A 23823-nucleotide genomic window follows, 5' to 3' on the forward strand; every position below is an offset into this window, starting at 1 on the left:
GGAAGTTTATTTTATTATTCCGTTACAACTGAAGCGATAAATGGTAAGTTACGATATTTTTCTGCGCAGTCAATACCGTAGCCAACGATAAATTCGTCTGGAATTTGGAAGCCAACATATTCAGCTTTTAAGTCCACTTTACGGCGTTCAGGTTTATCAAGTAACGTACAGAATTTCAATGCTTTTGGTTTATGCATAAAGAAGTGATCTTTTAAGAAGTGAAGTGTTAAACCAGAATCGATAATGTCTTCTACGACAATTACGTTTTTTCCAGTAATGTTTACATCGATATCTTTTAATAGTTTTACTTTTCCAGTTGTTTCTGTTTGATTTCCGTAGCTAGATGCAGAGATAAAGTCGATTGTTACTTCGTTTTTAATATGACGAATTAAATCAGCAGCGAATACGAAAGATCCTTTTAATACAGCGATTACTACGATTTCTTCTCCTTCAAAATCACGTTCGATTTGAAGAGCTAGTTCTTTTACTTTTTCTTGTAATTGTTCTTCAGAAATTAAAGTGTCTTTTATTTCAATTTTCATTTGAATCCTCCTACAGTGTAAAACTTGTGAACATTTCGACTGTAAAGGATAGAAAGAAAAAAGTCAAAGAAGATATAAGGTTTTTACAGAAACCCTCACAAAATAATCAGATGATATGATATACTGATTATATTAAGAAAACGCTTCCATAAAGGGTGATTATGATGAGAAAAAAACAGTATACAAGTGTAACATTTATAAAAGCATTGCTTTTAACAATTGTTCTTGGCATGTTGGCTTACATAATTGATGTACCTGCAATTCGCATTTCACTAATTGGAATGACTTTAGTATTAGGCGCAATTTCCCACGGTATGATGTCGCAGCTGCAAGAAGCTGGACTTGATGATATGAAAGATCATATAGATAAGAAATGAAAAACCTTCACGTATATAGAGTGAAGGTTTTTTCGTTTCTTACAAAAATGTAAGGTAATTTGTAAGACAAATCGATAGTTGCATAGTAGTGTTTTGGATAAACTATAAGTGTAAGGTAAAAGGCAAGCATATTTTAGGTAAATTAAGTTTTAGGCACTCTATATGTGAAAAAGGAGTAGGAGGGCATGGAGAAACATTGGACGACCTTTTCTTTTTTAGCAACTAGTAACACCGTAATGCTAGCTGGAGAAATGGATTTTTTGCAGATGTTTGATCGAGAAGACGATCATTCTTCTTCTAAATTTACAATGAAATGGAGTAAGTGGAGCGATAGTTGTAAATTGGAAGAAGAGGCCCCTAACGAAAGGCAAAAAATTATTTTAACAAATCCTATTAAAGCGTGGGTCGTTCAATGTCGTAAGTGTAACGTCAAAAATCACTTCAAGAAAACTGAGCCGAGACAATTAGTTATCACTCCGGCCCTTTCTACTTCTCAATCACGCGAAAGTAACAAATAAATATCGAGACACACACCCGAAAAAACATCGTATATATTGCGATGTTTTTTTATTTTTCTACAATGAAATCTTTAAATGAAATATATTTCATCTGCATCTTATATTTATATCTGTTGTTTATTCTAGTGATACATCCGATGCGAAGTGATGTAAAACGTATAAGAGGAGAGAAATAAAATGAAAAAAAAACTATTACCAATTTGTGCAATGGCACTTTTAACAGTAGGATATTCTTCAGTAGCGAGTGCTTCTACCGGAACATTAACAAAGGAAGAATCAGCGCAAATGCAGCAAGATGCAGCTAAAAAAGAAGAAGCAATTAAGGTACAGCAAAAAAATGATATAGAGAAAAAGCAAGCGGCACAAGTACAAGAAAAAAGTGATATGGCTAAAAAAGAGGAAGCAATAAAAGCCGAGAAAAAGAGTGAAGAAGAGAAAAAGAGAATAGCGCAAGAACAGTTAAAAAGTGATATGGCAAAAAAAGAAGTAGCGATAAAAGACGGGCAAAAAAATGATGCAGTTAAAAAAGAAGTAGCAAAGCCAGTTGTACAAGGTGAAAAATTACCAAACACAGCATCAAATAATGTAGCAATGATGGCGCTAAGCGCATGTCTTGTAGGGATAGGGACATTATTTGGTTTGAATCGTCGTAATAAAGTTAAGGCATAAATAAAATATTTTTCTATAAAGAACGGGATAATTTCATATATTAAAAATGGTAGGTTATTCCTACCATTTTTTGCATGGAGGGATGGAACGTGAAGTTACTCAATTATATCGGTATCATATTGATGGTCATAGGGCTATTCATGGGATCGTATTACGCTGTGGAATGGTATAAAGGAAAAAGCTCTGCTCAAGAATTAACGAAAGAAGAAATAAAGAGCCTTAAAAATATACAAGATAATCAACTTTCATATGAAACACCAGTAACGTCTCAAGTACCTTCTTCTCAAACAGAACATAAAGAAGGAGAAAAGGTAGCGATGTTAAATATACCGAAAATAAAGAAGAAGTTTTCTATATATTGGGGAGCGAATGATGCAACTTTGAAAAAAGGAGTTGGTATGTTTGTTAGCGATTTAACGACAACTCCATCTGGAGGAGGACATACTGTACTCAGTGGGCATCGAGATACTGTATTTACAGATTTAGGAGAGTTAAAAGAAAAGGATACTCTTATTTTAGAGTATGATAATAAAACTTACACATATGAAATTCAAAAGACATGGATTACCCATGCGGATGATCGTACTGTTATTATAAAAAAAGAAGAACCAATATTAACACTGACGACTTGCTATCCGTTTGATTATATAGGAGATGCACCAGATAGATATATTATCGAGGCGAAGTTAACTGGTAGTTATTCAAAATAAAGTGAAACTTTAATCAGAGGGGCGCTTGTCCATCCTCCCTCTGATTATTAGCCCTCACCAATCGGGCTTTTACGGGAAGTTAATCTCCCGCTTAAGTTCCTCGCATGTGCCGAATTTTGAGGTGGGAGTCTTACTGTCCGCAAATAGCGGGATAAAATTGTAGTTTCTGAAAGTGGGAGGGGGATACATAAGTTATGTCAAAAAGGATTTTAATTGTTGAAGATGAAGATATTTTACGTGAAATATTAAAGGATTATTTTTTGAGTGAACAATATAAAGTGCTTGAAGCGAGAGACGGGAAAGAAGCTTTAACCTTGTTTGAGGAAGAAGAGGTTGATTTAGTTATACTCGATATTATGTTGCCGGAACTAGATGGATGGTCTGTTTGCCGAAGGATTCGTAAAACGTCCCAAGTACCAATTATTATGCTGACAGCACGCGTAGATGAAGATGATGCGTTACTTGGGTTTGAACTTGGAGCAGATGATTATGTGACGAAGCCGTATAGCCCGCCAATTTTATTAGCGAGAGCGAAACGATTATTGGAAAGTAGAAAAGCTTTGAAAGAGTCTCCAAATAGTGAAGATGACACACTAGGTATTCATGGAATTTATGTTCACTTCCCATCTCGTACTGTTACTGTTGATGGAGAAAGTATTGCTTTAACACATACAGAGTTTGAAATATTAGTGTATTTTATGAAAAACCAAGGAATTGTTCTAACACGAGAGCAATTAATTTCAAGAATTTGGGGATATGAATTTGCTGGTGATGATCGAACGGTTAATAGCCACATTCGTAATTTGCGAAATAAATTAGGAGAGAAGGCAAAGTACATTACAACTGTAGTGCGAACTGGTTATAAATTTGAGGGGAATGTATGAGAAAAGGGATTGTACTTAAATTATTTACCCTTACGACAGCCTTATGCATGTTGATTTTAGCGACGATATTTATTGGACAAACGATATTTTTCAAGCAATATTATGCGAATCGAAAAGTGGAAGATATTAAAGTGAATTTAGATTCCTTTGAAAAGAGTTACTTAAATTATGCGGGGAGTTCGGAGGAAGTTCAGAAACTGGAGCAAGATTTTTTAAGAGAAAATAATACTTGGATTACGACGTTAGATCATAATGGGAATTTAAAGCACGCAGATGATTTTTATTTTGAAATTACTTTAGATCGACGAGAAGAGAAGCGAGTGGGACAAAAAACAATTATCATTCCTTTGTACTATCTCATGAATATAGATGAGATTGAAGGTGGAACACTACCAGATTTGGAAGGACGACCAGTTTATTTCGATGGACTAAAAAGAGACGATAGTTTCATCACATCTTATTTAAAGATAGATGAGGTGAATTTGAGTTGGTTTCATAAACCATTAGGTAAGAAGTTAGCTGAAAAAGAACCTAAGATGAGCGAGGAAAAACCAAAGGTTGCTCAAGATTCTATCACTGTGGAAAGAAAAAAATTTGCTGGAATTATGAGTGATGAGGAAAAGAAGAGGGCGGCTCAAAATTCAGATTTTAATATATCAGGGAAAATTACGAAGGTACAGTTCCCTAATGTAAAAGGACCTGTAAACCCAATTTATAAAAACAATTTATTTTTGGATAATATAAAAGAATTTCAAGCTGATTTATTACTAAAAGAAAGCAATCAAATACAATATTCAACACAAACAATGGACTATGAAAAAAATGATATAAAATATAAATTATTAATCAAACCAATAAAAGAAAAAGATGGATCGGTGACATACATATACGCGATGGCTTCTTTACAGCCTGTCGATGAGGCTGTGCAAATGGTGCAAGATTATTACATTTACATTGTTGCGTTTGTAGTCGTTCTTATATTTCTAGCTTCGTTCTATTACTCAAAACAAATCGCAAAACCGTTATTAAAAATAAATGATACAACGAAGAAAATAGCACATTTAGACTTTACAGAAAAAATCCCGATTACTTCAAAAGATGAAATCGGTGATTTATCGCAAAATATTAATACACTATCTAATAAACTACATTCACATATTGGACAGTTAGAACAAGATATTGAAAAAGAAAGAAAGTTAGAAAACACAAGGAAAGAATTTATTGCAGGTGTTTCGCATGAATTAAAAACGCCGCTGAGTATTATGAAAAGCTGTATTTCTATTTTAAAAGATGGGGTAGCTGAACATAAAAAAGAGTATTATTTTCAAGCGATGGAACGAGAAGTAGATAAAATGGATACTTTAATTTTGGATATGCTTGAGTTAGCTAAATTTGAATCAGGCACATATAAAATGAAAAAGGGTTCATTTTATATTGATACAGCAATTGAAGATATATGTGAGCACCTTTCTGTGGAGATAGAGAAAAAAGAACTGAGTGTCCACAAGCATATATGTCCAGCTGAAGTGGTTGGGAATCAAAATAGAATTGAACAAGTAATAGTGAACTTCATTACGAATGCCATACGTTATACACCAAATAAAGAAGATATTATTATTTCTACAATAGATGAGAAGGATCGTATAAAAGTGTGTATTGAAAATAAAGGTACCCACATTGAAGAAGAGCAATTAGATAAAATTTGGGATCGTTTTTATCGCGTGGATGCAGCTCGTCAGCGTTCACAAGGTGGAACGGGGCTTGGGCTTGCTATTTCAAAGAATATTTTAGAATTGCACAATGCTGAATATGGGGTAAAGAATACAAAAGATGGTGTGTTATTTTACTTCTACTTACCGAAAAAAGCGTAGACAATACATGTTACGCTTTTTTAATTTAATTTCATATTATCTTTACCTAATCTTTATTTTTAAACAGTATAATTTGAATAGAAAATGAGGTTATGTAAGGAGTAGATTAGCCGTGAATAGCAATTTACTAGGTGTGATGGTATTTATTTTCTTTTGTGCATTTATTGTATTTATTATTGATATTACGATATGAAAAAAAGAGCGCTAATTAAGCGCCCTTTTTTTGTGTATTCATTTGATAAGCACCGATGCTTTTGAATAAGCGTGGTGAAGTTGTAAATAAAAGAATTAGTAATACAGTACATAGTATGAAAGAACCGATCATAGTACTACCGTTTACAATTAATGAATATAAGGCAGCTGATTGTCCTTTAGGTGCATATTGACCAAAGAAAATAATACCAGCAATAAAGTGACAGAAATAGCGTGCAAAGCTACCGACAAATGTGGCAAGGATAATGTAAACAAGTGCTTTTTTTCCTTTGTTTTGTTTAGGTTTATCTTTGCGACTACCCAAACTTGAATGCTCTGCATTATTGTTGTCTGAGGCAAGAGCTTTTTGAATTGGACGATGGAATAATCCAGCAAATCCAATGAATGCAAAAGCAACGAAGTACTCAATGAATGCTTGAATAGGTGTTAAAATGTAAGCATCTCCAACGACAATTTGTAATAATCCCCAAATTAAGCCTCCTAAGAAAGCCATTTTGAAGCCCCAGCGGTATGCGATAATAAAAATAGGAATCATTGCAAATGAAATGGAACCACCTGTTGGAAGTTTAAGTGATAATGGTAAAATGTCGATAATCATGGCGAAGGCTGCAAGAATTGCAGATTCGATCATCGCTTGTAAATTGGTGTTACGCATGTTGTCTCCCCCTAAATCCAAGTTGCACAAAAAAAGAACATTATCATAGGAGGATACGAAATACGTAAATAAAAAAGAGGTATGTATTTCGGACGTTTGCACAATCCCTGCGATAGCATTAACTAACAGGTTCTAAGGGTCGGAACGAAGTGTTCCCTCTCAGCGATAAGGCTCCCCCTGCGATAACGAGATTCTTTATTTGCTATTGTTTATTGTAATTGAAATGGATGAGAATGGCAAATGTACCGTGTATGACAATTATTGAAATAGAATTGTATTGAAATGTTAATAAATATGAAGTGAAAAGGTATAGTCCAAGTGAAATAGAGTATGATATAATTTTTTTGAAAATAATTATCATTCTCTTCTGAGGGGGAAGGTTATGAGCTTAGTAGATATTAAAATTGGTGAGAAAGTGTTAGTAAAAAGTATTCAGTCGTTAGATCAGTTATTAAAGCGTAGACTAGCTGCTTTTGGTCTTGCGGAAGGAAGCGAACTTCGCATAAAACAGAAAGCGATGTTTAAAGGTCCTTGTACATTGGAGTGTCGTGGGCAGTTAATTAGTATTCGTCATTGTGACGCGAAAATGATAAAGGTGGAATTAGCGTGAACAAGGTAGCTTTGCTAGGGAATCCGAATACAGGGAAAACATCATTATTTAATGCACTTACTGGTTCTTATGAGTATGTAGGAAACTGGAGCGGTGTAACAGTAGAAAAGAAGGTTGGTAAATTAAAAGATAAGCAAGGAACATTAATTGATTTACCAGGCGTCTATGATTTGAATCCAGTTTCACGTGATGAAGGTGTCGTTACGAATTTTCTACTAACAGACGAATTTCATCATATGTTAAATATAGTGGATTCCTCGCAATTTGAGCGAAATATGCATTTAACATTGCAATTACTTGAATTTGGTAAGCCCGTTTCAATTGGTTTAAATATGGTTGATGTGGCAAAGCAAAGAGGAATTGTGATTAATGTAAAACGGTTATCAGAAATATTAGGTGTAACAGTCGTTCCTGTCATCGCAAGAACCGGAAAAGGCTGTGAAGAATTACTTACTACTCTTCATGAAGAGAAACAAAAAGAGAAAAAGCCATTTGTTATTTCATATGGTGTACAAATGGATGAAGGGATTGGAGAGATAATTGCTCTTTTAGAGACAGCGAATTATGAGCATCCGAGGTGGTTAACCCTTCAATTTGTAAGCAATAACGAAGTAGTAGAAAAAGAAATGAAAGCATTACCAATTTATAAGGAACTTATAGCCATTCGATCTCGTTTAGATGGAAAACTTGATTGTACGTTGGAGGAGCACATTTACAAGACTCGTGAAGCGTATATTGAAAAGTTAAAAACAAATGTTATGCAACATGAGAAAGAAGGAAAAATTCCTTTTTCGGAAAAAATCGATAGGTTAATTACACATAAAATTTTAGGACTTCCAATCTTTTTAGCAGTTATGTTTTTTATTTTTCAGGTTACGTTTACGTGGATTGGTACACCTTTATCGGATATGCTTGATGGATTTTTTGGAGGACAACTTACTGATTGGGTTACAGCTGGGCTCACAAGTGTTGGCGCTTCTGATTTTATTCAAGCACTCGTTACAGAAGGTATTATTGCTGGCGTTGGTGCGGTATTAGTATTCGTTCCACAAATCTTTGCACTATTCTTCTTCATTTCATTATTAGAAGACTCAGGATATATGGCACGAATTGCAGTTGTTATGGATAGAATTATGGAGTTTTTCGGTTTAAACGGAAAGGCGTTCATTCCGATGATTATCGGCTTTGGATGTAACGTTCCAGGTATTATGGCAGCGAGAACGATTGAACAAGAGAAAGAACGTTTACTTACAGTTCTTGTAACACCATTTATGTCTTGTTCAGCACGTTTACCTGTATATGCATTATTTGCGGGAGTGTTCTTCCCTAATAGTCAGGCGACTGTTGTGTTCTCTTTATACATTGCAGGTATTGTTCTTGCGTTACTTGTTACAAAAATTATGTCTCTTACTATTTTAAAAGCGGAAAAATCTATTTTTGTCATTGAACTACCACCTTACCGTGTGCCGCAAGCGAAAACGTTATGGCTGAGCACGTGGGAGAAAGGTAAAGGATTTGTTCGTAAAGCAGGTACATTCATCTTCGGTGGTTCTGTTGTCATTTGGTTATTAAACTATGCAGGTCCATCAGGATTTGGTGTTGATATGGGAGACAGTTACTTAGCAATGATTGGTGGATTTATCGCACCACTATTTGCACCGCTCGGTTTTGGAACGTGGCAAGCTGCAGCATCCCTTTTAACAGGATTTTTAGCGAAAGAAGTTGTCGTTTCTACAATGGCAATTATTTATGCGGTTAAAGAAGATGTGCTAGGAAATGTAATGGGAGCACATTATACGGCGCTATCAGCCTATGCATTTATGTTCTTTATTTTATTATATGTTCCGTGCTTAGCGACAGTAGCTGTTATTAAACGTGAAACAGGATCGATGAAATGGACAGTTTTCTCTGTCGTTTATCCGCTCGTTGTTGCTTATGTATTAACGCTCATTATATACCAAGTTGGATCCTTACTCGGATTCTAGAAGGAGATGTATTAGGTGATGGTCAATATTATAATTGGAGCTATCATTTTTGGTTATGCAGCATATACGTTAGTTAATTTTGTAAAGAGAAGTAAAAAAGGAAAATGCGCAGCATGCTCTTTAAGTAAGTCATGTCAGTCGCAAACTTGTAGTCCAGATATGAAGCAAATCGCTCATAAATAGAAAAAAGCTTTGCGAATTTCGCAAAGCTTTTTTACTTACTTTTTAATTGTAACAAGCTGAGCTGCTTCTACACCGTTCTTTCCAGGGAATTCTTTACTAGGGTCCTTATCGAATTTTAGTACACCTACAGATTTTTCTTCACCTTTTACATTTCCGTAAGTTGCATCGTCAACAATTGCGAACATGTCTGCATATGCGCGGCCACTTCCGATAATTGTATTACCTTCATAGTTTAATTTTGCGCCATCAATTGTAGCATTTTCTACTTTATCTTTTGCAAATAATACACCTTGGTCTGCTGTTACAGCTGGTAATTTATCAAGTGGTTTTGTATTTTCATCTTTTCCAACTTTTTTAAGCAATTCTTTCTTTACGAGTTCTTCACCGGTTTTTTTATCCATTACAAGAACTTTTTTATCTTCTAACGTCGTAAGCTTCATTTTATACATATCTTTTTCTTTAACTTCTTTTTTATTTTTATCTGCAATTTGCGCTACTTGCTCTTCTGTTCCATATAATACAAAGCCGTTCGCTTTTTCTCCTAATAAAGAACAACCTGATAATGCTCCGAATGAAATTGCTGCTGCTAATCCGATTCCTACTAATTTTTTCATGATGATTTCTCCTTTTTATATGTTTTATAGTAAATACAGTTTCTGTATTAGTCCTTACATTATGAGAAGCTTTTTTGTTATTCCGTTGCTTCTGGTATTAGTCTATAAGAAATGTTGAAACGTAACTATCGAGTTAGCTTACAGTAACATTACAATTATGTAATTTAGTGAAATCGCGCAAAAATAAGTTGATTTTGGAGACAGAAATAATAAGGATATAGTAGGAATACAATATTATATCTGGAATGTCATATTATATTGGCTGTATTTTGGAAATAACATGTAAGGACATCTTAGTTTTGTTATAATAAACACATAGGTTGTAAAAATGAATATTCTTACTGAAAAGGGAGATTTTTAATTTTCCAAGTAGTGAATTTGAAATATGAGGTATATCATAGGAGGAATTTGGATGTCTGTATTTAAACGATTAAGAGATTTAACAATGTCGAATGTGTATTCATTAATTGAAAAAGCTGAAGATCCAGTTAAGATGACGGATCAATATTTACGCGATATGCAAGCGGATGTACAAGAAGCTGAGAAAAGTGTAGCAGCTCAAATCGCACTTGAGAAGAAATTCAAAATATTATTTGAAGAGCAAGAAGCACTTGTGAAAAAACGTGAAGAGCAAGCACATATGGCTGTTCAAGCTAGCAACTTAGATCTTGCGCGCCGTGCTCTAGAAGAAAAACAAAATGCAGAGCAAAAGATGAATGAGTATAAAGCAAGCTATGAGCAAAACAAAGCTGCTGCTGATAACCTTCGCCTTAAGCTAGAAGAAATGCGTAAACAATTAACAGAGCTGAAAAATAAGCGTGAAACACTTGTAGCGCGTGTAAATGCAGCGAAAGCACAAAAGAATATTAATCAGGCGATGTCTGGATTCGATTCAAATTCAGCAAAAGCTGGTTTAAGCCGTATGGAAGAGAAAGCACTTCAATTAGAGGCTGAAGCAGAAGCAAGCGGTGAAATTTACAAGAAAGAAAAGTCGTTAGATGATGAATTTGCAAGCTTAAACAAAAATTCTGTTGTTGACGATGAATTAGCTCGTATTATGAAGCAGTACGAGAAATAATATAGAATAGACAAAGAAACCGACATGTCTGAAGAGGATTCATGTCGGTTTTCTATTACTATTTTAGAGGAGGTTTTGTAATGACGTGGATGAATGTTTTAGCTATGCTCGTATGGACTGGAGCGAGTGCGGTACTTTTATTTGCAATTATGTGGGTTGATTCGATTTTTACAAAATACAATGATTTAAAAGAAATAAAAAATGGAAACACAGCAGTGACAACACGTTTCGTTATGAAATTATTCGCTCAAGGATACATTTTGTCACAATCGATTACGAAAGCAAATGATTTATGGCAGGCGCTTCTTGCCTCAGCAGTTTCTTTCGTTATTTTATTAGTTGTAGAAATGTTCATTGAGTTTGTGTTAAAGAAAATGTCTGGTTTAGATTTAGAAGAAGGAACGAAAGAAGGCAGCGTAGCACATGCGATGTTAGCTGGTTCATTACATATCGTTGGTGCACTTATTTTAGGTGCTTGTTTATAAAGAGAAAAGGAGGGGTAGATTGTGAGCTTATTTAAACGTATTAAAAATATAATGAAGAGCCCAGAGCCGCCGAAACCAGAAAAGAGTCTCTTAACGTTAGCTCCTGGAGATATGATTGAAGTGTCGTTAGTCATGTACGAATTAACTGGGAAAACGAGCATGCATTCTCGCAAGGAAATTGTTTTAACTTTACAGGACGGGAAAGATATTCGTTATTTAAAAATTGAAGACCGTGAAAATACGTATTACAAATTGTATACACCGATTGATGGTCGTTTAGATTCAATTGATGAAATTCCGACGACGATTGAAATGGATGATATAGAGTATCATATGGAAGAACAATATAATGGACGTGTTGTTGTTATGGGGAAAACGCCATTCGCTGCTTCAGAAGAACAGTATGTATGGGAATTCCAGTCTGACAACCGCAAATTATTACGTGTTGAATGGCAAAATGGTCGCACAATGATGTATGAGGGAGAAGCAATTATTCCTGCTGATGTACAAATCATAAGAGCAACATAAGGGGGGCGTAATCATGTCAAACCGATTGTTTACCATGATTAAATCGTTCGTGATCCCTATACTTGCTATCGTTACATTACTTGTTATTGCCGGCTATGCTTTATCGGGCTGTCAAAGTGGTCAGGCGAAGTCAATTCAGGACCGTTATCCGCTAGAGTCTGTCGCAAAGGATGGTAAACAAGAATCTTACGTGTATAGGGCTGCCAATCGGTCAGTTCCTGAAGTCGCAAAGGAACTTATAGCCGAAAGGAAACCGAAGCAAGCATCTAAAGAAGACGAAAATCAAATGTTCCTCGTTTATTCTGATAAAATGTATAATTTGCAAAAGGATAAAGAGAAACCATCCGATACGTTAATTGAAATAAGTAATGAAGAATTTGTCCGTCAAAATTACCAACCATCCTTCTTACAAGGATATATTATGGGGAGTATATTAAACGATATATTCGGTTCACGAAAATCATCATACGGTGATTATCGCGGATATAACGACAGACAAAATCATAAACCGGTTATCCCGGAAAGACCACCTACGAAAGAAGAAAAGAAAACCCCACCTCCAATTACGAAGGAAGGGAAAGGATCTATTATTAAGCGAGGCGATAATGTAGATCCGAAATCATCTGTAGGTGATAAAGGGAGTATTACGGAAAAAGGAAGTAAAACGACGCCTCCGCCTTCTACCGGAAGCAAAGGAACAATCACGAAAAATCCAGGTGGCTCGAGCGGATCTGATGTGAAGCCGAAATCATCTATTAAAACGCCACCAAAGAATACGTCTCCCCCGAAAACAAGGGTTGGCGGTTCAGGGAAAATTTCGAAGAGAAGATAGTAGAGAGACCGAGAAGTGGAATTTGCTTTTCGGTCTTTTTTTATTATGGAAAATAATCCCTTTTAGCTGATACAATTAAGGGATAAGGAGGGGATAGTATGACTATGTATAAAAGATTTAGTTTGATTATGTTCCTCGTATTATTCCTCGGTTTGTTTATTAGTACAACGATGAAATTTCACTTTGTAGTAGGTATTGTATGGATACTATGTACATGTACTCTATTTCTATATATTCCGCTGCGCTTTCAAGATGAAGTGACTGCCTTTCAAAAATACGTAGCATGGATTAAAAGCGGAGGAAGATGGGGGGAGTAAAATTATATCAGCGATTTTTGAAATATATCGACTTACCGACAAAAACTGACAACGGTAGTAACTTAATAATAAAAAGAGGCTGTGCCAAAATTTTGGCACAGCCTCTTTTTTCATAACGATTAATGAATATCATGCTTCTTGAAATTACCGCCTTTTACTTCAGCTACGTCATACACTGTAATAAAGGCATTTGGATCAATTTCATGAATAAGTTCTTTCATTTTACTTTCTTCTAAACGGTTAATTACACAAGAGATTTCTTTAAATTTCTCTCTTGAATACCCACCATAAACTTCATTGTATGTTGCACTTCGACCTAAACGATCACGAATTGTTTCTACTATTAATTCAGGTTCTTTTGTAATGATTTTAAACGTTTTAGAACCACTTAAACCAACTTCAACAATATGAATTACTTTAGAAGCGATAAAGTAAGCAATCGCCGAAAGGATAGCTCCTTGAAGACCAAATACTGTTGAGACAAAAATAAAGACAAACATATTTAAGAATAAGATAAGATCACTTGTTCCAAATGGTAACTTTCTAGAAAGTAATACGGCTAGCATATCGATTCCATCTAATGCCCCGCCATTACGTAATGCTAGTCCCATACCAAAACCGATAATAATACCACCAACAACAGTAATTAAAAGTGTATCGCCCTCAATAATTGTTGGTACTCCGTGCATGAGAACGGTACCTACTGCTAGTGAAGCAATCCCGATAATAGAATAAAGTGCAAAGCTTTTACCGATTTGTTTATATCCTAACCAAACGAAAGGGATGTTAACGACTGCGATTAGAAGACCTAATGGTAATCCGAATAATCTTGAACTAACGATACTTAAACCAGTTACACCACCGTCGGATACGTTATTTGGAATTAATACAGCTTCTAATCCGTACGCTGTGATAAATGCCCCAATAATAATCATCAAAGCTTTAAAAGCGATTTTTAGCTTATTGGGTTTGTTTTTCATAATTCTCTCCATATAATTTCCTCGTTTCAAACTAGTTTTCGTATTTGTTACATAATTCACATCTAAAGTTCATTCTAACATTTTATTTGAAAAAATTCTCCTTTAATGGATGTATGCAGGGAATATTATCACCATATTACCATTAAAATATTTTTGGAATTCGTATAAAAAATCCCATCCGTTCAAAGGATGGGAGGTTGTTAAGAAAATATAAAACTAATTACTGTTAGGAATAAAGAGAATCCTAAAATAGTTCCGCACACTTTCATATGTCGTTTACGTCCCATAACGACGATTGCAACATATTCGCGAATCATTGCGTTAGGCCAGTAATAAAATGCTGTTTTTGATCCGATTCCTTGGCTATTCAGACTGGCTTGTTTTGCATATATACCGGCGCGGAAAAGATGGAAATTATTCGTTGTAAAGATACTTTTATACTTACCTTCAGGTTTTAATGAATCCATAATTTCTTTAGAGAACGACATATTTTGATATGTGTTTACAGAGCGATTTTCTTGCACTGTATGTTCAAGAGGAATTCCTTTTTCAACCGCATAATTTTGCATCGCTTCTGCTTCAGGAAGCCCTTCATCTGGACCTTGTCCACCAGAGAAAATAATTGTTGGTGGTGTATTCACAGCTGCTTGTTTCCAATAGAAGTCGATAGCTTTATTAATACGACTTGCAAGTAAAGGTGGCACTTTGTCATTAATTAAGCCGCTACCAAGAACGATGATGAAATCTTGATTACGTCTCGGTCTATTGAATTGGTATAGAAAATAAGCGCTTAAGAAGTTAGATAAATGTATAAAGAAATACATAGTTATAAGAGAAATACCAGCAAAAATAAATTGAAAGTGTGTTGAGACTAAACTTGCTGGATTTATGATAGGGAGTAGCATAAAGAATAAAATCCCTAAAGCTGCAATTAAAGTTAAAGAGTTTGTAAAGCGTCTTCCTTCACGCTTCATCAAGATTCTCGCATTAAGAAATAGCCCAAACATTAAAGCGACTATAGCAAAAGGTATCATTACAATTAGCGCTATCATGGGAATAATAACGATAAAATGTAAAGCGTTATTACCAGATGCAAACGAGACGACTGCACAAAATAATAGAAAAGAACAGAAAAAGGCATTAAATAAAAAGCCATTTATTATTTTTCGCGGATCTTTTAAGTAAGAGATAAGAAAAATAATAAACAATATAAGAGGAATAATTCCAAAATACATAAATATAGTACACCTCAATTTTTATGATGTTTTTATTGCACCCCTAATACTACATGATTTTGAAGTTATTAATAATTAAAATAACGATTTAGAATTTTCTCAATAAACGATATAGATAAATATGATAAAATGTATTCAAAGCGATATATTAAAAGTAAAATGGTTTAGAGGGCACTCTGTAGAGTGTCTTTTTCTTTGAAATATGTAATTTTGCATATTTTGTTCCTTTTTAATGAAAGAGGATTAAAATATAAATTGTGGATACATGCTATAAAGCAGAATTGTATACAAACATTAGCCTCTACTCTTTTTGTATCTAACAATCTTGTAACGATTCATGATTCTGTTTTCTAGTGTGTGTTTACGAAAAGTGGGATGGGCTGTATATAAACAGGGGAAAGGGCGTCTTTTTAAAAGGCGCCTTTTTGTTGTTTAGTGTAGATAGTTATCACTGTTGATATAGTGGAAAATATCTATACTAAACATTAGCAATCTTCCGTATAAAGATTATCAATTTACTATATATTCCAGCGGTGTTAAGCTACATATGAAAGGCTTTCTTTTTCAAAATATTACCCCTAATAAAATTTTGAAGAAGTCAACTGTCTCCAAACTAGCTATTCATGGTATGAGAAAAAGCACTCTTCTGAGTGCTTTTTCTCATATAAATAAGCTATTTTTATAGGCATTTTTCATACACTGAAAGTAACGAAATGAAAGTAGGTGACAAAATGCCAGCTATTGTTGAAGGTGTTATTATTGAAAACTGTAACGGAACAATTAACTTAGGTGATAAATATAACGTACATCCAATTGAAAAAACGAAAGCTTATAATGGATCGGGATCTTCAAATACCGGATTAAATGTGAGGACATTCAGTGGTATTAGTACGGCAGATGTAACGGATAACGATGTGTATGACCAAGTAATTCAATCTACGTTATAATTTTTATATGTAAAATTGCATAAATTGATGTGTTTGCCCTGTGATACAATTTAGTTGTGAGCTGTTAGTGATTCTTCTTTATCATAGTTGTTAGATTAGAAATGTAACATCGCATCGGAAATCATACGTATAAGAAAAAAGACACTTCGCTCGAAGTGTCTTTTCATTTTAGTGATACCCTTTAGCAGAGTCTTTATGAATTTTATTTTTAAATATACTGTAGCTCCAAAGTTGATATCCAATAACGATTGGTACCATGATGATTGCAACGAAGAACATAATTTTTAAGTTTAATTCACTACCGGCTGCGTTATATAACGTTGTACTGTATGCGTCGTTAATACGTGATGGTAACATTCTTGGGAACATACCTGCAAAACCAGTTGTCATAAACATTGCGATTGTTAAGCAAACGAATGTGAATGCAAGACCGATTTTATGTTTGTACACCATAATAAGTGCGAGTACACTCATTAACATTGCAAGTACTGGAAGAATGAATAGTACAGGATATTCCGTGAAGTTTTGGAATAAATTTGTACGATTTGCAGTTGCGACATAGAAGATCGCTAAAATGATTGCAGCTGCCATTGAAAATGGTCTTGCGATTTTATAAGCACGATCAGATACTTCACCAGTTGTTTTAATCATAATCCAAAGGGCACCAGATACGACGAATATAGCAGTGAAGAAAAGACCACCTAAAATACCGTAATGGTTTAGTAAGCTAAGTAAATTTCCTTCATATCCATTTTTTCCGATTTGTAGTCCGTAATATAGGTTAGCGAATGTAACACCGAATAAGAAGGCGATTAGGAAACTACCAATTGTAAATGCCCATTTACAAGTTTTTTGCCAAATTGGTGAATCGTCTTTATGCATAAATTCAAGTCCAGCGGCACGAGCAAATAGTGCAAGTAATACTAAAAATAGTGGTGTATACAGGTAACTAAACATATTTGCATATGTGATTGGGAAGGCAGCAAATGTTGCGCCACCAGCTGTAATTAACCATACTTCATTACCACCCCAGAACGGGCCAATAGCTTCTTGTAATTGATTTCGTTCTTGTCGGTCTTTCGCAACGAATGGGAAAATCATCCCGTTACCGAGTGCATAACCATCAAGAATGAAGTAAACTGTCCAAATGACGCCCCATAAACCGAACCAGATGACTGCAAGCATATCATGAGACATGAGCTGTACCTCCTTCAGTAGCAGGTTCTTCTAATGCAGCTGGTCCTTTTTTCGCGAACTTCAGCATTAAGTATACGTCTGCAATTAAGAGTAAAGTGTAGAACAATATTAAACTAATTAATGAGAACCAAATTTGTGGAACTGATATAGGTGACACAGATTCTGCTGTACGCATTAGTTTATAAACTGTCCACGGTTGACGACCTACTTCAGCAACAATCCAACCAGCGTTAATTGCAATATAAGGAAGTAAGACAGACCACATTGTAATTTTTAAATAGCGTTTTGAGTTTTCTAGTTTTCCTTTTCGGTTTAAATAGAAACCGAACCAAGTTAATGCCATAAAGAACATGCCAAGTGCCACCATTAAGCGGAAGCTATAGTACACGAGGTTAACGTTTGGACGATCTTCTTTCGGAATATCTTTTAAACCAACAATTTCTCCATCAAATGAGTTTGTATAGAAGAAACTTCCGAGTTTTGGAATAGTAAGGAATTCAAAGTTCTTTTCGTTTTTCACATCAGGAATTTGAATGATTGAGAAGCCTTGTCCTTTTCCAGTTTCCCAAACAGCTTCCATTGCAGCTCCTTTTGCTGGTTGATACTTAGCTGCTGATACACCGGATTGATGTCCCATAAAAGGTGTAATAGTTGCTGCGAATAACCCTAACAGTAAACCAAACTTAAATGATTTTTTGAAGAATTCCACTTCATTTTTACGTAGTAAGTGATATGCACTAATTGCCATAACGAAGAAAGCACCGACAATATAACAACCAATTACAGTATGGAAGAACATATTCCATGCATATGGATTTGTAACAAGAGCCCAGAAGTCATTTAATTCAGCGCGGCCATTACGTACTACATAGCCAACAGGATTTTGCATAAAGCCGTTTGCTGTAATAATCCAAAGGGCAGAAATATTTGTTCCAAGTGCAACCATCCACATACAGAAAGCACGGAACTTTGGTGAGATTTTGTCTTTACCGAATAACCATATTCCCATGAAAGTAGATTCTAAGAAAAAGGCAACAAGTGCTTCGATTGCAAGAGGTGATCCGAAAATATCTCCCATATATTTGGAGTACTCAGACCAGTTTGTTCCAAATTGGAACTCCATCGTAATCCCGGTTATAATCCCCATTACGAAGTTAATTGTAAATAATTTACCCCAGAAATTTGCCATTTTACGGTATGTTGGATTCAATGTGCGGGCGTATTGAGTTTCCATACATGCTACTAAAATAACAAGTCCGATTGTCAAAGGTACAAATAAAAAGTGATAAAAAATAGTAATTGCAAATTGAAAACGACTCAGTAACAGAACGTCGGACATAATAAATATTCACTCCTTTTTTACATTATCTACAATCAGTTTATAGTGAAAATAGGAGTAAGGTATGTGAGAGTTGTTACAAAGCTGTGTGTATATTTTGAAAGAATTATGTCGATTATCTGAAAGTATTCGTTTTTTACTATAAAGCAATATCCTTTTTGAGTTTTTCATATTTTGGTACACTAGCTATGTAGTGTAAATGAGAGAAAAGAGGGTTTTTACTATGAAGTCATTAGACGAGATTTTGCAGTACAATGAAAAATTCGTTGAAGAGAAGAAATATGAAGAGTTTGTAGCTGGGAAATTTCCAAATAAAAAAATGGTAATTATCTCTTGTATGGATACACGTCTTGTTGAATTATTACCGAAAGCAATGAATATGCGTAACGGTGATGTGAAAATTATTAAAGTAGCAGGCGCGGTTATTTCGCATCCATTTGGAAGTATTATGCGTAGTATTTTAGTTGCTGTATATGAACTTGGTGCTGAAGAAGTATGTGTTGTTGGTCACCACGATTGTGGTATGGCAAAAATTCAAGCAAGCAGTACGATCGAAAAAATGAAAGAGCGCGGTGTAACAGAAGAAAAATTAGATACACTTCGTTATTCTGGAATTGATTTAGAGCAATTCTTACGAGGGTTCTCTAGTGTAGAAGAAAGTGTAGAACATAGTGTATCAGTACTTCGCAACCATCCGTTACTTCCTGAAGAAGTGCCTGTTCACGGTCTTGTTATTCACCCTGACACAGGAAAATTAGATGTAGTTGTGAATGGCTACGACAATTAAGAATTTACTTTGTCATCCTTTTTATCTGGGACAGGATCAAATCCTCCTGGATGGAAAGGGTGACATTTTAATATACGCTTACATGTAAGCCAAAATCCTTTGAAGGCACCGTGTTTTTGAAACGCTTCTAATCCATAATGAGAGCAAGTCGGATGAAAGCGGCACGTTGGCGGTGTCATCGGAGAAATGAACTTTTGATAAAAGCGTATAATACCGATAAAAATCTGTTTCATAATGGTCTCCTTTTCAGCATAGTCTTAAAGTATTATAGCACGACCGTACATAATTCTTTACTAATGTCGATTTCCGTTATATCATATTGGATATAACGGAATTAAATTAAAAGCGGGAGAGATGTTGTATGCCATCAGTAGAAAGCTTTGAATTAGACCATACGATTGTAAAGGCGCCTTATGTAAGACATTGCGGAGTCCACAATGTAGGTAGTGACGGTATTGTAAATAAATTTGATATTCGTTTCTGCCAACCGAATAAACAAGCAATGAAACCAGATGTTATTCATACGCTAGAACATTTATTAGCATTTAATTTACGTAAATATATTGATCGTTATCCGCATTTTGATATTATCGATATTTCACCAATGGGCTGCCAAACAGGGTATTACCTTGTTGTAAGCGGAACACCGACGGTTCGAGAAATCATTGATTTATTAGAACTAACATTAAAAGATGCGGTTCAAATTACAGAAATTCCAGCTGCAAATGAAACGCAGTGTGGCCAAGCGAAGCTTCATGACTTAGAAGGAGCACAACGCTTAATGAACTTCTGGCTAAGCCAAGATAAAGATGAACTTGAGAAAGTGTTTGGATAAAAAAGAAAAACTGCCTGTGAAAGGGCAGTTTTTTATTTTGTAAAAGAAGCAAATGCATATAAGGAAGAAATTGAAGTAGAAGAACAACGATTTAGTGGAGTTCGTGGACGAACACGAAAATTCGAGTGGAGTATGGATTTCCGATCACTACATTTCCTTTACAGTATAAAAACATTAGAAAATGTACTAGTAGATCCAGGCTGCATAACCACAATTTTTGATACAGATGTATTGGCCAAAATCGGAATAAACAATAATTTGTGTTTGTTATGTGACAAGTACGTCCAGTCGTTGACAGAGGTGAAATAGTATGTTAAAAATAAGGAAAGCGTTTACAACTTAAAGGGTTGTTACTGTTCGGCAGGCAAAACCTAAATTTGTGTAAGAATAACTTTAGCGTTATTCTTATGTGCAAATTTAGGTTTTTTTTATAAAATTTTGCCTGAAATATAAAAAACCAAGGACGAGTGCGAATGGAAATAAAAAAAATTTTAAACAATAATGTCGCTATTACGCATAATGAGTTTAAACAAGAAATTGTCGTTATGGGAAAGGGGTTAGCTTTTCAGAAGAAAGTAGGAGAAACAATTGATGTTTCGAAAATAGAGAAAACATTTGTGCTAGAGAAGCATGGAGTTTCTGAAAAGCTTGCAAAATTATTAGAAGATACGTCTGAACTCTATTTAAATATTTCTTCAAAAATTATAAACTATGCGCAATCTAAGCTTGCATACAAATTGGATGAATATTTATATGTTGCGCTAACGGATCATTTAAGTTTCGCAGTTAGTAGATATAAACAAGGTATACAGCTCAAGAATGCACTGCTATGGGAGATTAAAAAATATTATAAACAAGAGTTTCAAATTGCGCTACAGGCATTAGATATGATTGAAAATGATATAGGGATTCGCCTTGGAGAGGATGAAGCTGCTTCCATTGCTTTGCACTTAGTGAATGGTCAATTAGCTAGTGATAATATGGCTTCTGTCGTGCAAGCAACTGAAGTGGTGAATAACATTTTGAATATCGTTAAATATCATTTTCAAATAGAGATGGATGAAAACTCGGTTAATTATGAACGCTTTTTAACACATCTTCGTTTCTTCTCGATACGATTTACTCGTAAAGAACATGCTGTCGAAGGTGATGATCAATTCCTTTATGAGCAAATACAGTTGAAGTATCAATCGGCGTTTCAGTGTAGTCAAAAAGTGAAGCTCTATTTACAAAACGTCTATAATTGGAGTGTTTCAAATGATGAAATTGTCTATTTAACTTTACATATTCATCGGGTGACCTGTCGACATGCATCGAATTGTACGTTAGATGAGGGGAAAATCAGATAGCTGTTATTTATAAACTACATATTACTTAGAGGAATGTTACCAATATGGGCATAACCTGAGTCAACCTGAGCATGCAGCTTATTTGCGTGTATGCTCAGGTGGACTCAGGTTTTTTATTTACAAAAATGCGATAGAAAGTGGGGATAAATATGAAATATGAACAATTAGCAAAAGACATTATTGAAAATGTTGGCGGTAAAGCAAATATTATTAGTGTTGTTCACTGTGTAACACGCCTGCGTTTTCAATTAAGAGATGAAGGAAAAGCAAAGACAGACGTTTTGAAAAATATGGAGGGGATCGTTACTGTTATGAAAAGTGGTGGCCAGTATCAAGTTGTTATTGGAAATCACGTACCTGACGTCTACCAAGCAGTGATGACAATTGGTGATCTTCATACGTCAGTACCTGTCGAAGCAGATAGTAATAAAAAAGGGGTATTTAATCAATTTATTGATGTAATCTCTAGTATATTTACTCCAATTCTCGGTGTTTTAGCTGCAACAGGGATGATAAAAGGTTTAAACGCCCTTTTGGTAGCATTAGGATGGTTAAGTAATACATCTGGAACGTATCAAATATTAAATGCAATCGGAGATTCGCTATTTTATTTCTTCCCAATATTCCTTGGGTATACAGCGATTAAGAAATTTGGCGGGAACATTTTTATTGGTATGGCAATAGGGGCTTCGTTAGTTTATCCGGCACTTTCTGGATTAACGACAGGTAAGCCACTTTATACATTATTTGCAGGGACGATGTTTGAATCACCTGTTCATATTACGTTTTTAGGAATTCCAGTTATTTTAATGAGTTATGCATCATCGGTTATTCCAATCATTATCGCAGCGTATGTAGGAGCGAAAGTAGAGAAGACGTTTAAAAAGCTAATTCCGGATGTTGTAAAAACGTTCTTAGTACCGTTCTGTACATTACTGGTTGTTATACCAATGACGTTTATCGTTATCGGACCGATTGCAACATGGGCGGGGCAGCTTTTAGGACAAGGAACGATTTGGTTGTATGAATTAAGTCCAGTAGTAGCAGGACTTTTCATTGGTGGATTCTGGCAAGTGTTTGTTATGTTTGGTCTTCACTGGGGATTGATTCCAGTATCAATTAATAATCTTACTCTTATGGGAGCAGATCCAGTTTTAGCGCTTATGTTTGGAGCGTCATTCGCACAAATTGGTGCTGTTTTAGCAGTTTGGTTGAAAACGAAGCAACAAAAACTAAAATCACTTAGTATTCCAGCTTTCATTTCTGGTATTTTTGGTGTCACTGAACCAGCGATTTATGGGGTTACACTTCCACTAAAAAAACCATTTATTATGAGTTGTATTGGTGGAGCGATTGGCGGAGGAGTTTTAGGTTTCGCAGGTTCAAAAATATATATGATCGGTGGCTTTGGAATATTCGGTATACCGACTTATATTGATCCAAAATCCGGTATTACTGCGGGATTCTGGGGACTTATTATTGCAATTGTTGTTTCTTTTGTATTTGGATTTATTCTTACTTATTTATTTGGATTCGATAAAGAAACAACGGCTACAACAGTTGATGAAGCAGCAGCTACTTTAAAGGAAATGAATCGTAAAGAAGTTGGATCGCAAAATGAAAAAAATAGTATTACTAGCCCGTTTGAAGGAAAAGTAATCGATTTGTCTAGTATTAAAGATGCAGCCTTTGCATCAGGTGCGATAGGAAAAGGAGTTGCAATTGAACCTTCTATCGGTAAATTATTTGCACCAGTTTCAGGAACAGTTTCAGCACTATTTCCAACGAATCATGCGATTGGGATTGTAACGGATTATGGAGCGGAATTACTGATTCATATCGGGATGGATACAGTTCAACTTGACGGAAAACACTTTTCTTCACACGTTGCGCAAGGAGATCGTATAGAGAAAGGACAATTGCTTATTGAGTTTGATATACAAGCGATTCAAGCAGCTGGATATGTTGTAACGACACCGGTAGTGATAACGAATAGTGATAAATATGATGTAGTAGTACCAGAAGCAAATCCAATCAAAATTGGTGAGAATTTAATCGAAGTAATTAGTAAATAAAAGAGAAG

27 protein-coding genes and 1 riboswitch are annotated in these 23823 nt (G+C 35.1%); of the genes, 19 read left to right on the forward strand and 8 right to left on the reverse strand.

The annotated features are described in order from the left end of the window. Positions 1-14 precede the first annotated feature (14 nt). Positions 15-542 carry a hypoxanthine phosphoribosyltransferase gene (hpt, locus tag JTF23_RS11720; RefSeq protein ID WP_000687586.1) on the reverse strand — a complete coding sequence of 176 codons (528 nt, stop codon included), beginning with the start codon at positions 540-542 and terminating at the stop codon, positions 15-17. A gap of 161 nt (positions 543-703) precedes the next feature. Here hpt and JTF23_RS11725 point away from each other — a divergent pair, with 161 nt between their 5' ends. The 6 genes from JTF23_RS11725 (at position 704) to JTF23_RS11750 (ending at position 5571) form a co-directional block, all read left to right on the forward strand. Next, a complete protein-coding gene (locus JTF23_RS11725) occupies positions 704-919 on the forward strand; it encodes a hypothetical protein (protein WP_002145200.1) in 216 nt (71 codons plus the stop codon). A gap of 185 nt (positions 920-1104) precedes the next feature. Next, positions 1105-1437 carry a hypothetical protein gene (locus tag JTF23_RS11730; RefSeq protein ID WP_002112483.1) on the forward strand — a complete coding sequence of 111 codons (333 nt, stop codon included), beginning with the start codon at positions 1105-1107 and terminating at the stop codon, positions 1435-1437. Positions 1438-1614: 177 nt separating this feature from the next. Beyond that, positions 1615-2106: an LPXTG cell wall anchor domain-containing protein gene (locus JTF23_RS11735; RefSeq protein ID WP_002199031.1), complete on the forward strand. Its 492-nt coding sequence runs from the start codon at positions 1615-1617 to the stop codon at positions 2104-2106. Positions 2107-2195: 89 nt separating this feature from the next. After that, complete coding sequence (locus JTF23_RS11740; RefSeq protein ID WP_002199032.1) at positions 2196-2816, forward strand: class D sortase; 621 nt, start codon at positions 2196-2198, stop codon at positions 2814-2816. Positions 2817-3010: 194 nt separating this feature from the next. Beyond that, positions 3011-3700, forward strand: a complete 690-nt coding sequence (locus JTF23_RS11745; protein ID WP_204208811.1) for a response regulator transcription factor — start codon at positions 3011-3013, stop codon at positions 3698-3700. Continuing rightward, positions 3697-5571 carry a sensor histidine kinase gene (locus JTF23_RS11750; RefSeq protein WP_204208812.1) on the forward strand — a complete coding sequence of 625 codons (1875 nt, stop codon included), beginning with the start codon at positions 3697-3699 and terminating at the stop codon, positions 5569-5571. The genes JTF23_RS11745 and JTF23_RS11750 overlap by 4 nt, the downstream gene beginning before the upstream one ends. Positions 5572-5779: 208 nt before the next feature. Here JTF23_RS11750 and thiT read toward each other — a convergent pair whose 3' ends face one another. Beyond that, positions 5780-6439: an energy-coupled thiamine transporter ThiT gene (gene thiT, locus JTF23_RS11755; protein ID WP_204208813.1), complete on the reverse strand. Its 660-nt coding sequence runs from the start codon at positions 6437-6439 to the stop codon at positions 5780-5782. Positions 6440-6525: 86 nt separating this feature from the next. Next, positions 6526-6627: riboswitch (TPP riboswitch) on the reverse strand. Between the two features lie 194 nt (positions 6628-6821). Here thiT and JTF23_RS11760 point away from each other — a divergent pair. Genes JTF23_RS11760 through JTF23_RS11770 form a run of 3 tightly spaced genes read left to right on the forward strand, consistent with a single transcriptional unit; the run spans position 6822 to position 9217 of the window. After that, on the forward strand, positions 6822-7049 hold the full coding sequence (locus JTF23_RS11760) for a FeoA family protein (protein WP_000060510.1): 228 nt from the start codon (positions 6822-6824) through the stop codon (positions 7047-7049). Next, positions 7046-9034 carry a ferrous iron transport protein B gene (feoB, locus tag JTF23_RS11765; RefSeq protein WP_204208814.1) on the forward strand — a complete coding sequence of 663 codons (1989 nt, stop codon included), beginning with the start codon at positions 7046-7048 and terminating at the stop codon, positions 9032-9034. The genes JTF23_RS11760 and feoB overlap by 4 nt, the downstream gene beginning before the upstream one ends. Before the next feature lie 15 nt (positions 9035-9049). After that, positions 9050-9217, forward strand: a complete 168-nt coding sequence (locus JTF23_RS11770; RefSeq protein ID WP_204208815.1) for a FeoB-associated Cys-rich membrane protein — start codon at positions 9050-9052, stop codon at positions 9215-9217. Positions 9218-9252: 35 nt separating this feature from the next. Here JTF23_RS11770 and JTF23_RS11775 read toward each other — a convergent pair whose 3' ends face one another. After that, complete coding sequence (locus JTF23_RS11775) at positions 9253-9831, reverse strand: lipoprotein BA_5634 family protein (RefSeq protein WP_204208816.1); 579 nt, start codon at positions 9829-9831, stop codon at positions 9253-9255. A 412-nt stretch (positions 9832-10243) separates the two neighbouring features. On the opposite strand from JTF23_RS11775, the gene JTF23_RS11780 reads away from it, so the two are divergent. The 5 genes from JTF23_RS11780 to JTF23_RS11800 all read left to right on the forward strand — a co-directional run bounded on the left by JTF23_RS11780 (position 10244) and on the right by JTF23_RS11800 (position 13071). Continuing rightward, positions 10244-10909 (forward strand): PspA/IM30 family protein, encoded by a 666-nt coding sequence (locus JTF23_RS11780; protein WP_002015754.1) that lies wholly within the window; start codon positions 10244-10246, stop codon positions 10907-10909. 80 nt (positions 10910-10989) lie between these two features. Beyond that, complete coding sequence (locus JTF23_RS11785; protein ID WP_000220084.1) at positions 10990-11394, forward strand: DUF350 domain-containing protein; 405 nt, start codon at positions 10990-10992, stop codon at positions 11392-11394. Between the two features lie 21 nt (positions 11395-11415). Further along, on the forward strand, positions 11416-11922 hold the full coding sequence (locus JTF23_RS11790) for a DUF4178 domain-containing protein (RefSeq protein ID WP_000051748.1): 507 nt from the start codon (positions 11416-11418) through the stop codon (positions 11920-11922). A 13-nt stretch (positions 11923-11935) separates the two neighbouring features. After that, positions 11936-12754 (forward strand): DUF4247 domain-containing protein, encoded by an 819-nt coding sequence (locus tag JTF23_RS11795; protein ID WP_016106460.1) that lies wholly within the window; start codon positions 11936-11938, stop codon positions 12752-12754. A 98-nt stretch (positions 12755-12852) separates the two neighbouring features. Beyond that, on the forward strand, positions 12853-13071 hold the full coding sequence (locus JTF23_RS11800; protein ID WP_002199039.1) for a hypothetical protein: 219 nt from the start codon (positions 12853-12855) through the stop codon (positions 13069-13071). Between the two features lie 119 nt (positions 13072-13190). Here JTF23_RS11800 and JTF23_RS11805 read toward each other — a convergent pair whose 3' ends face one another. Together JTF23_RS11805 and JTF23_RS11810 are read right to left on the reverse strand one after the other, a co-directional pair. Then, positions 13191-14063: a YitT family protein gene (locus JTF23_RS11805; RefSeq protein WP_016106459.1), complete on the reverse strand. Its 873-nt coding sequence runs from the start codon at positions 14061-14063 to the stop codon at positions 13191-13193. Positions 14064-14251: 188 nt separating this feature from the next. Continuing rightward, entirely contained in the window at positions 14252-15286 is a 1035-nt protein-coding gene (locus JTF23_RS11810) for a YdcF family protein (protein ID WP_204208817.1), read from the reverse strand. Between the two features lie 713 nt (positions 15287-15999). On the opposite strand from JTF23_RS11810, the gene JTF23_RS11815 reads away from it, so the two are divergent. Beyond that, entirely contained in the window at positions 16000-16233 is a 234-nt protein-coding gene (locus JTF23_RS11815; RefSeq protein WP_002015747.1) for a spore germination protein, read from the forward strand. 168 nt (positions 16234-16401) lie between these two features. On the opposite strand, the gene cydB is transcribed toward JTF23_RS11815, so the two are convergent. Both cydB and cydA read right to left on the reverse strand, forming a co-directional pair. Next, on the reverse strand, positions 16402-17430 hold the full coding sequence (gene cydB / locus JTF23_RS11820) for a cytochrome d ubiquinol oxidase subunit II (protein ID WP_204208818.1): 1029 nt from the start codon (positions 17428-17430) through the stop codon (positions 16402-16404). Then, a complete protein-coding gene (gene cydA, locus JTF23_RS11825; protein ID WP_204208819.1) occupies positions 17420-18769 on the reverse strand; it encodes a cytochrome ubiquinol oxidase subunit I in 1350 nt (449 codons plus the stop codon). Before cydA ends, cydB begins: the two co-directional genes overlap by 11 nt. A 223-nt stretch (positions 18770-18992) precedes the next feature. On the opposite strand from cydA, the gene JTF23_RS11830 reads away from it, so the two are divergent. After that, positions 18993-19556, forward strand: coding sequence for a beta-class carbonic anhydrase (locus tag JTF23_RS11830; RefSeq protein WP_002160110.1), 564 nt, complete (start codon positions 18993-18995; stop codon positions 19554-19556). Here JTF23_RS11830 and yidD read toward each other — a convergent pair. Then, a complete protein-coding gene (yidD, locus tag JTF23_RS11835; protein ID WP_002112460.1) occupies positions 19553-19789 on the reverse strand; it encodes a membrane protein insertion efficiency factor YidD in 237 nt (78 codons plus the stop codon). The genes JTF23_RS11830 and yidD overlap by 4 nt on opposite strands. A 128-nt stretch (positions 19790-19917) precedes the next feature. Between yidD and luxS the strand changes: the two genes are divergently transcribed. The 3 genes from luxS (at position 19918) to JTF23_RS11850 (ending at position 23815) form a co-directional block, all read left to right on the forward strand. Further along, complete coding sequence (gene luxS, locus JTF23_RS11840) at positions 19918-20391, forward strand: S-ribosylhomocysteine lyase LuxS (RefSeq protein WP_001141371.1); 474 nt, start codon at positions 19918-19920, stop codon at positions 20389-20391. A 473-nt stretch (positions 20392-20864) separates the two neighbouring features. After that, positions 20865-21740: a BglG family transcription antiterminator LicT gene (gene licT, locus JTF23_RS11845; RefSeq protein WP_088079550.1), complete on the forward strand. Its 876-nt coding sequence runs from the start codon at positions 20865-20867 to the stop codon at positions 21738-21740. 149 nt (positions 21741-21889) lie between these two features. After that, positions 21890-23815 carry a beta-glucoside-specific PTS transporter subunit IIABC gene (locus JTF23_RS11850; RefSeq protein ID WP_204208820.1) on the forward strand — a complete coding sequence of 642 codons (1926 nt, stop codon included), beginning with the start codon at positions 21890-21892 and terminating at the stop codon, positions 23813-23815. Positions 23816-23823: the final 8 nt, after the last annotated feature.

Source organism: Bacillus sp. RIT 809 (genome assembly GCF_016892495.1).
Lineage (GTDB): Bacteria > Bacillota > Bacilli > Bacillales > Bacillaceae_G > Bacillus_A > Bacillus_A cereus_U.

Coding starts and splice junctions, on each gene's coding strand:
- licT (WP_088079550.1), top strand. CDS start 20,865: ATGGAAATAAAAAAAATTTTAAACAATAATGTCGCTATTACGCATAAT.
- JTF23_RS11815 (WP_002015747.1), top strand. CDS start 16,000: ATGAAAGTAGGTGACAAAATGCCAGCTATTGTTGAAGGTGTTATTATT.
- JTF23_RS11730 (WP_002112483.1), top strand. CDS start 1,105: ATGGAGAAACATTGGACGACCTTTTCTTTTTTAGCAACTAGTAACACC.
- thiT (WP_204208813.1), bottom strand. CDS start 6,439: ATGCGTAACACCAATTTACAAGCGATGATCGAATCTGCAATTCTTGCA.
- JTF23_RS11725 (WP_002145200.1), top strand. CDS start 704: ATGATGAGAAAAAAACAGTATACAAGTGTAACATTTATAAAAGCATTG.
- JTF23_RS11735 (WP_002199031.1), top strand. CDS start 1,615: ATGAAAAAAAAACTATTACCAATTTGTGCAATGGCACTTTTAACAGTA.
- hpt (WP_000687586.1), bottom strand. CDS start 542: ATGAAAATTGAAATAAAAGACACTTTAATTTCTGAAGAACAATTACAA.
- yidD (WP_002112460.1), bottom strand. CDS start 19,789: ATGAAACAGATTTTTATCGGTATTATACGCTTTTATCAAAAGTTCATT.
- JTF23_RS11800 (WP_002199039.1), top strand. CDS start 12,853: ATGACTATGTATAAAAGATTTAGTTTGATTATGTTCCTCGTATTATTC.
- JTF23_RS11785 (WP_000220084.1), top strand. CDS start 10,990: ATGACGTGGATGAATGTTTTAGCTATGCTCGTATGGACTGGAGCGAGT.
- JTF23_RS11780 (WP_002015754.1), top strand. CDS start 10,244: ATGTCTGTATTTAAACGATTAAGAGATTTAACAATGTCGAATGTGTAT.
- JTF23_RS11805 (WP_016106459.1), bottom strand. CDS start 14,063: ATGGAGAGAATTATGAAAAACAAACCCAATAAGCTAAAAATCGCTTTT.
- JTF23_RS11810 (WP_204208817.1), bottom strand. CDS start 15,286: ATGTATTTTGGAATTATTCCTCTTATATTGTTTATTATTTTTCTTATC.
- cydB (WP_204208818.1), bottom strand. CDS start 17,430: ATGTCTCATGATATGCTTGCAGTCATCTGGTTCGGTTTATGGGGCGTC.
- JTF23_RS11830 (WP_002160110.1), top strand. CDS start 18,993: ATGAAGTCATTAGACGAGATTTTGCAGTACAATGAAAAATTCGTTGAA.
- JTF23_RS11745 (WP_204208811.1), top strand. CDS start 3,011: ATGTCAAAAAGGATTTTAATTGTTGAAGATGAAGATATTTTACGTGAA.
- JTF23_RS11750 (WP_204208812.1), top strand. CDS start 3,697: ATGAGAAAAGGGATTGTACTTAAATTATTTACCCTTACGACAGCCTTA.
- JTF23_RS11795 (WP_016106460.1), top strand. CDS start 11,936: ATGTCAAACCGATTGTTTACCATGATTAAATCGTTCGTGATCCCTATA.
- JTF23_RS11760 (WP_000060510.1), top strand. CDS start 6,822: ATGAGCTTAGTAGATATTAAAATTGGTGAGAAAGTGTTAGTAAAAAGT.
- luxS (WP_001141371.1), top strand. CDS start 19,918: ATGCCATCAGTAGAAAGCTTTGAATTAGACCATACGATTGTAAAGGCG.
- JTF23_RS11850 (WP_204208820.1), top strand. CDS start 21,890: ATGAAATATGAACAATTAGCAAAAGACATTATTGAAAATGTTGGCGGT.
- JTF23_RS11775 (WP_204208816.1), bottom strand. CDS start 9,831: ATGAAAAAATTAGTAGGAATCGGATTAGCAGCAGCAATTTCATTCGGA.
- cydA (WP_204208819.1), bottom strand. CDS start 18,769: ATGTCCGACGTTCTGTTACTGAGTCGTTTTCAATTTGCAATTACTATT.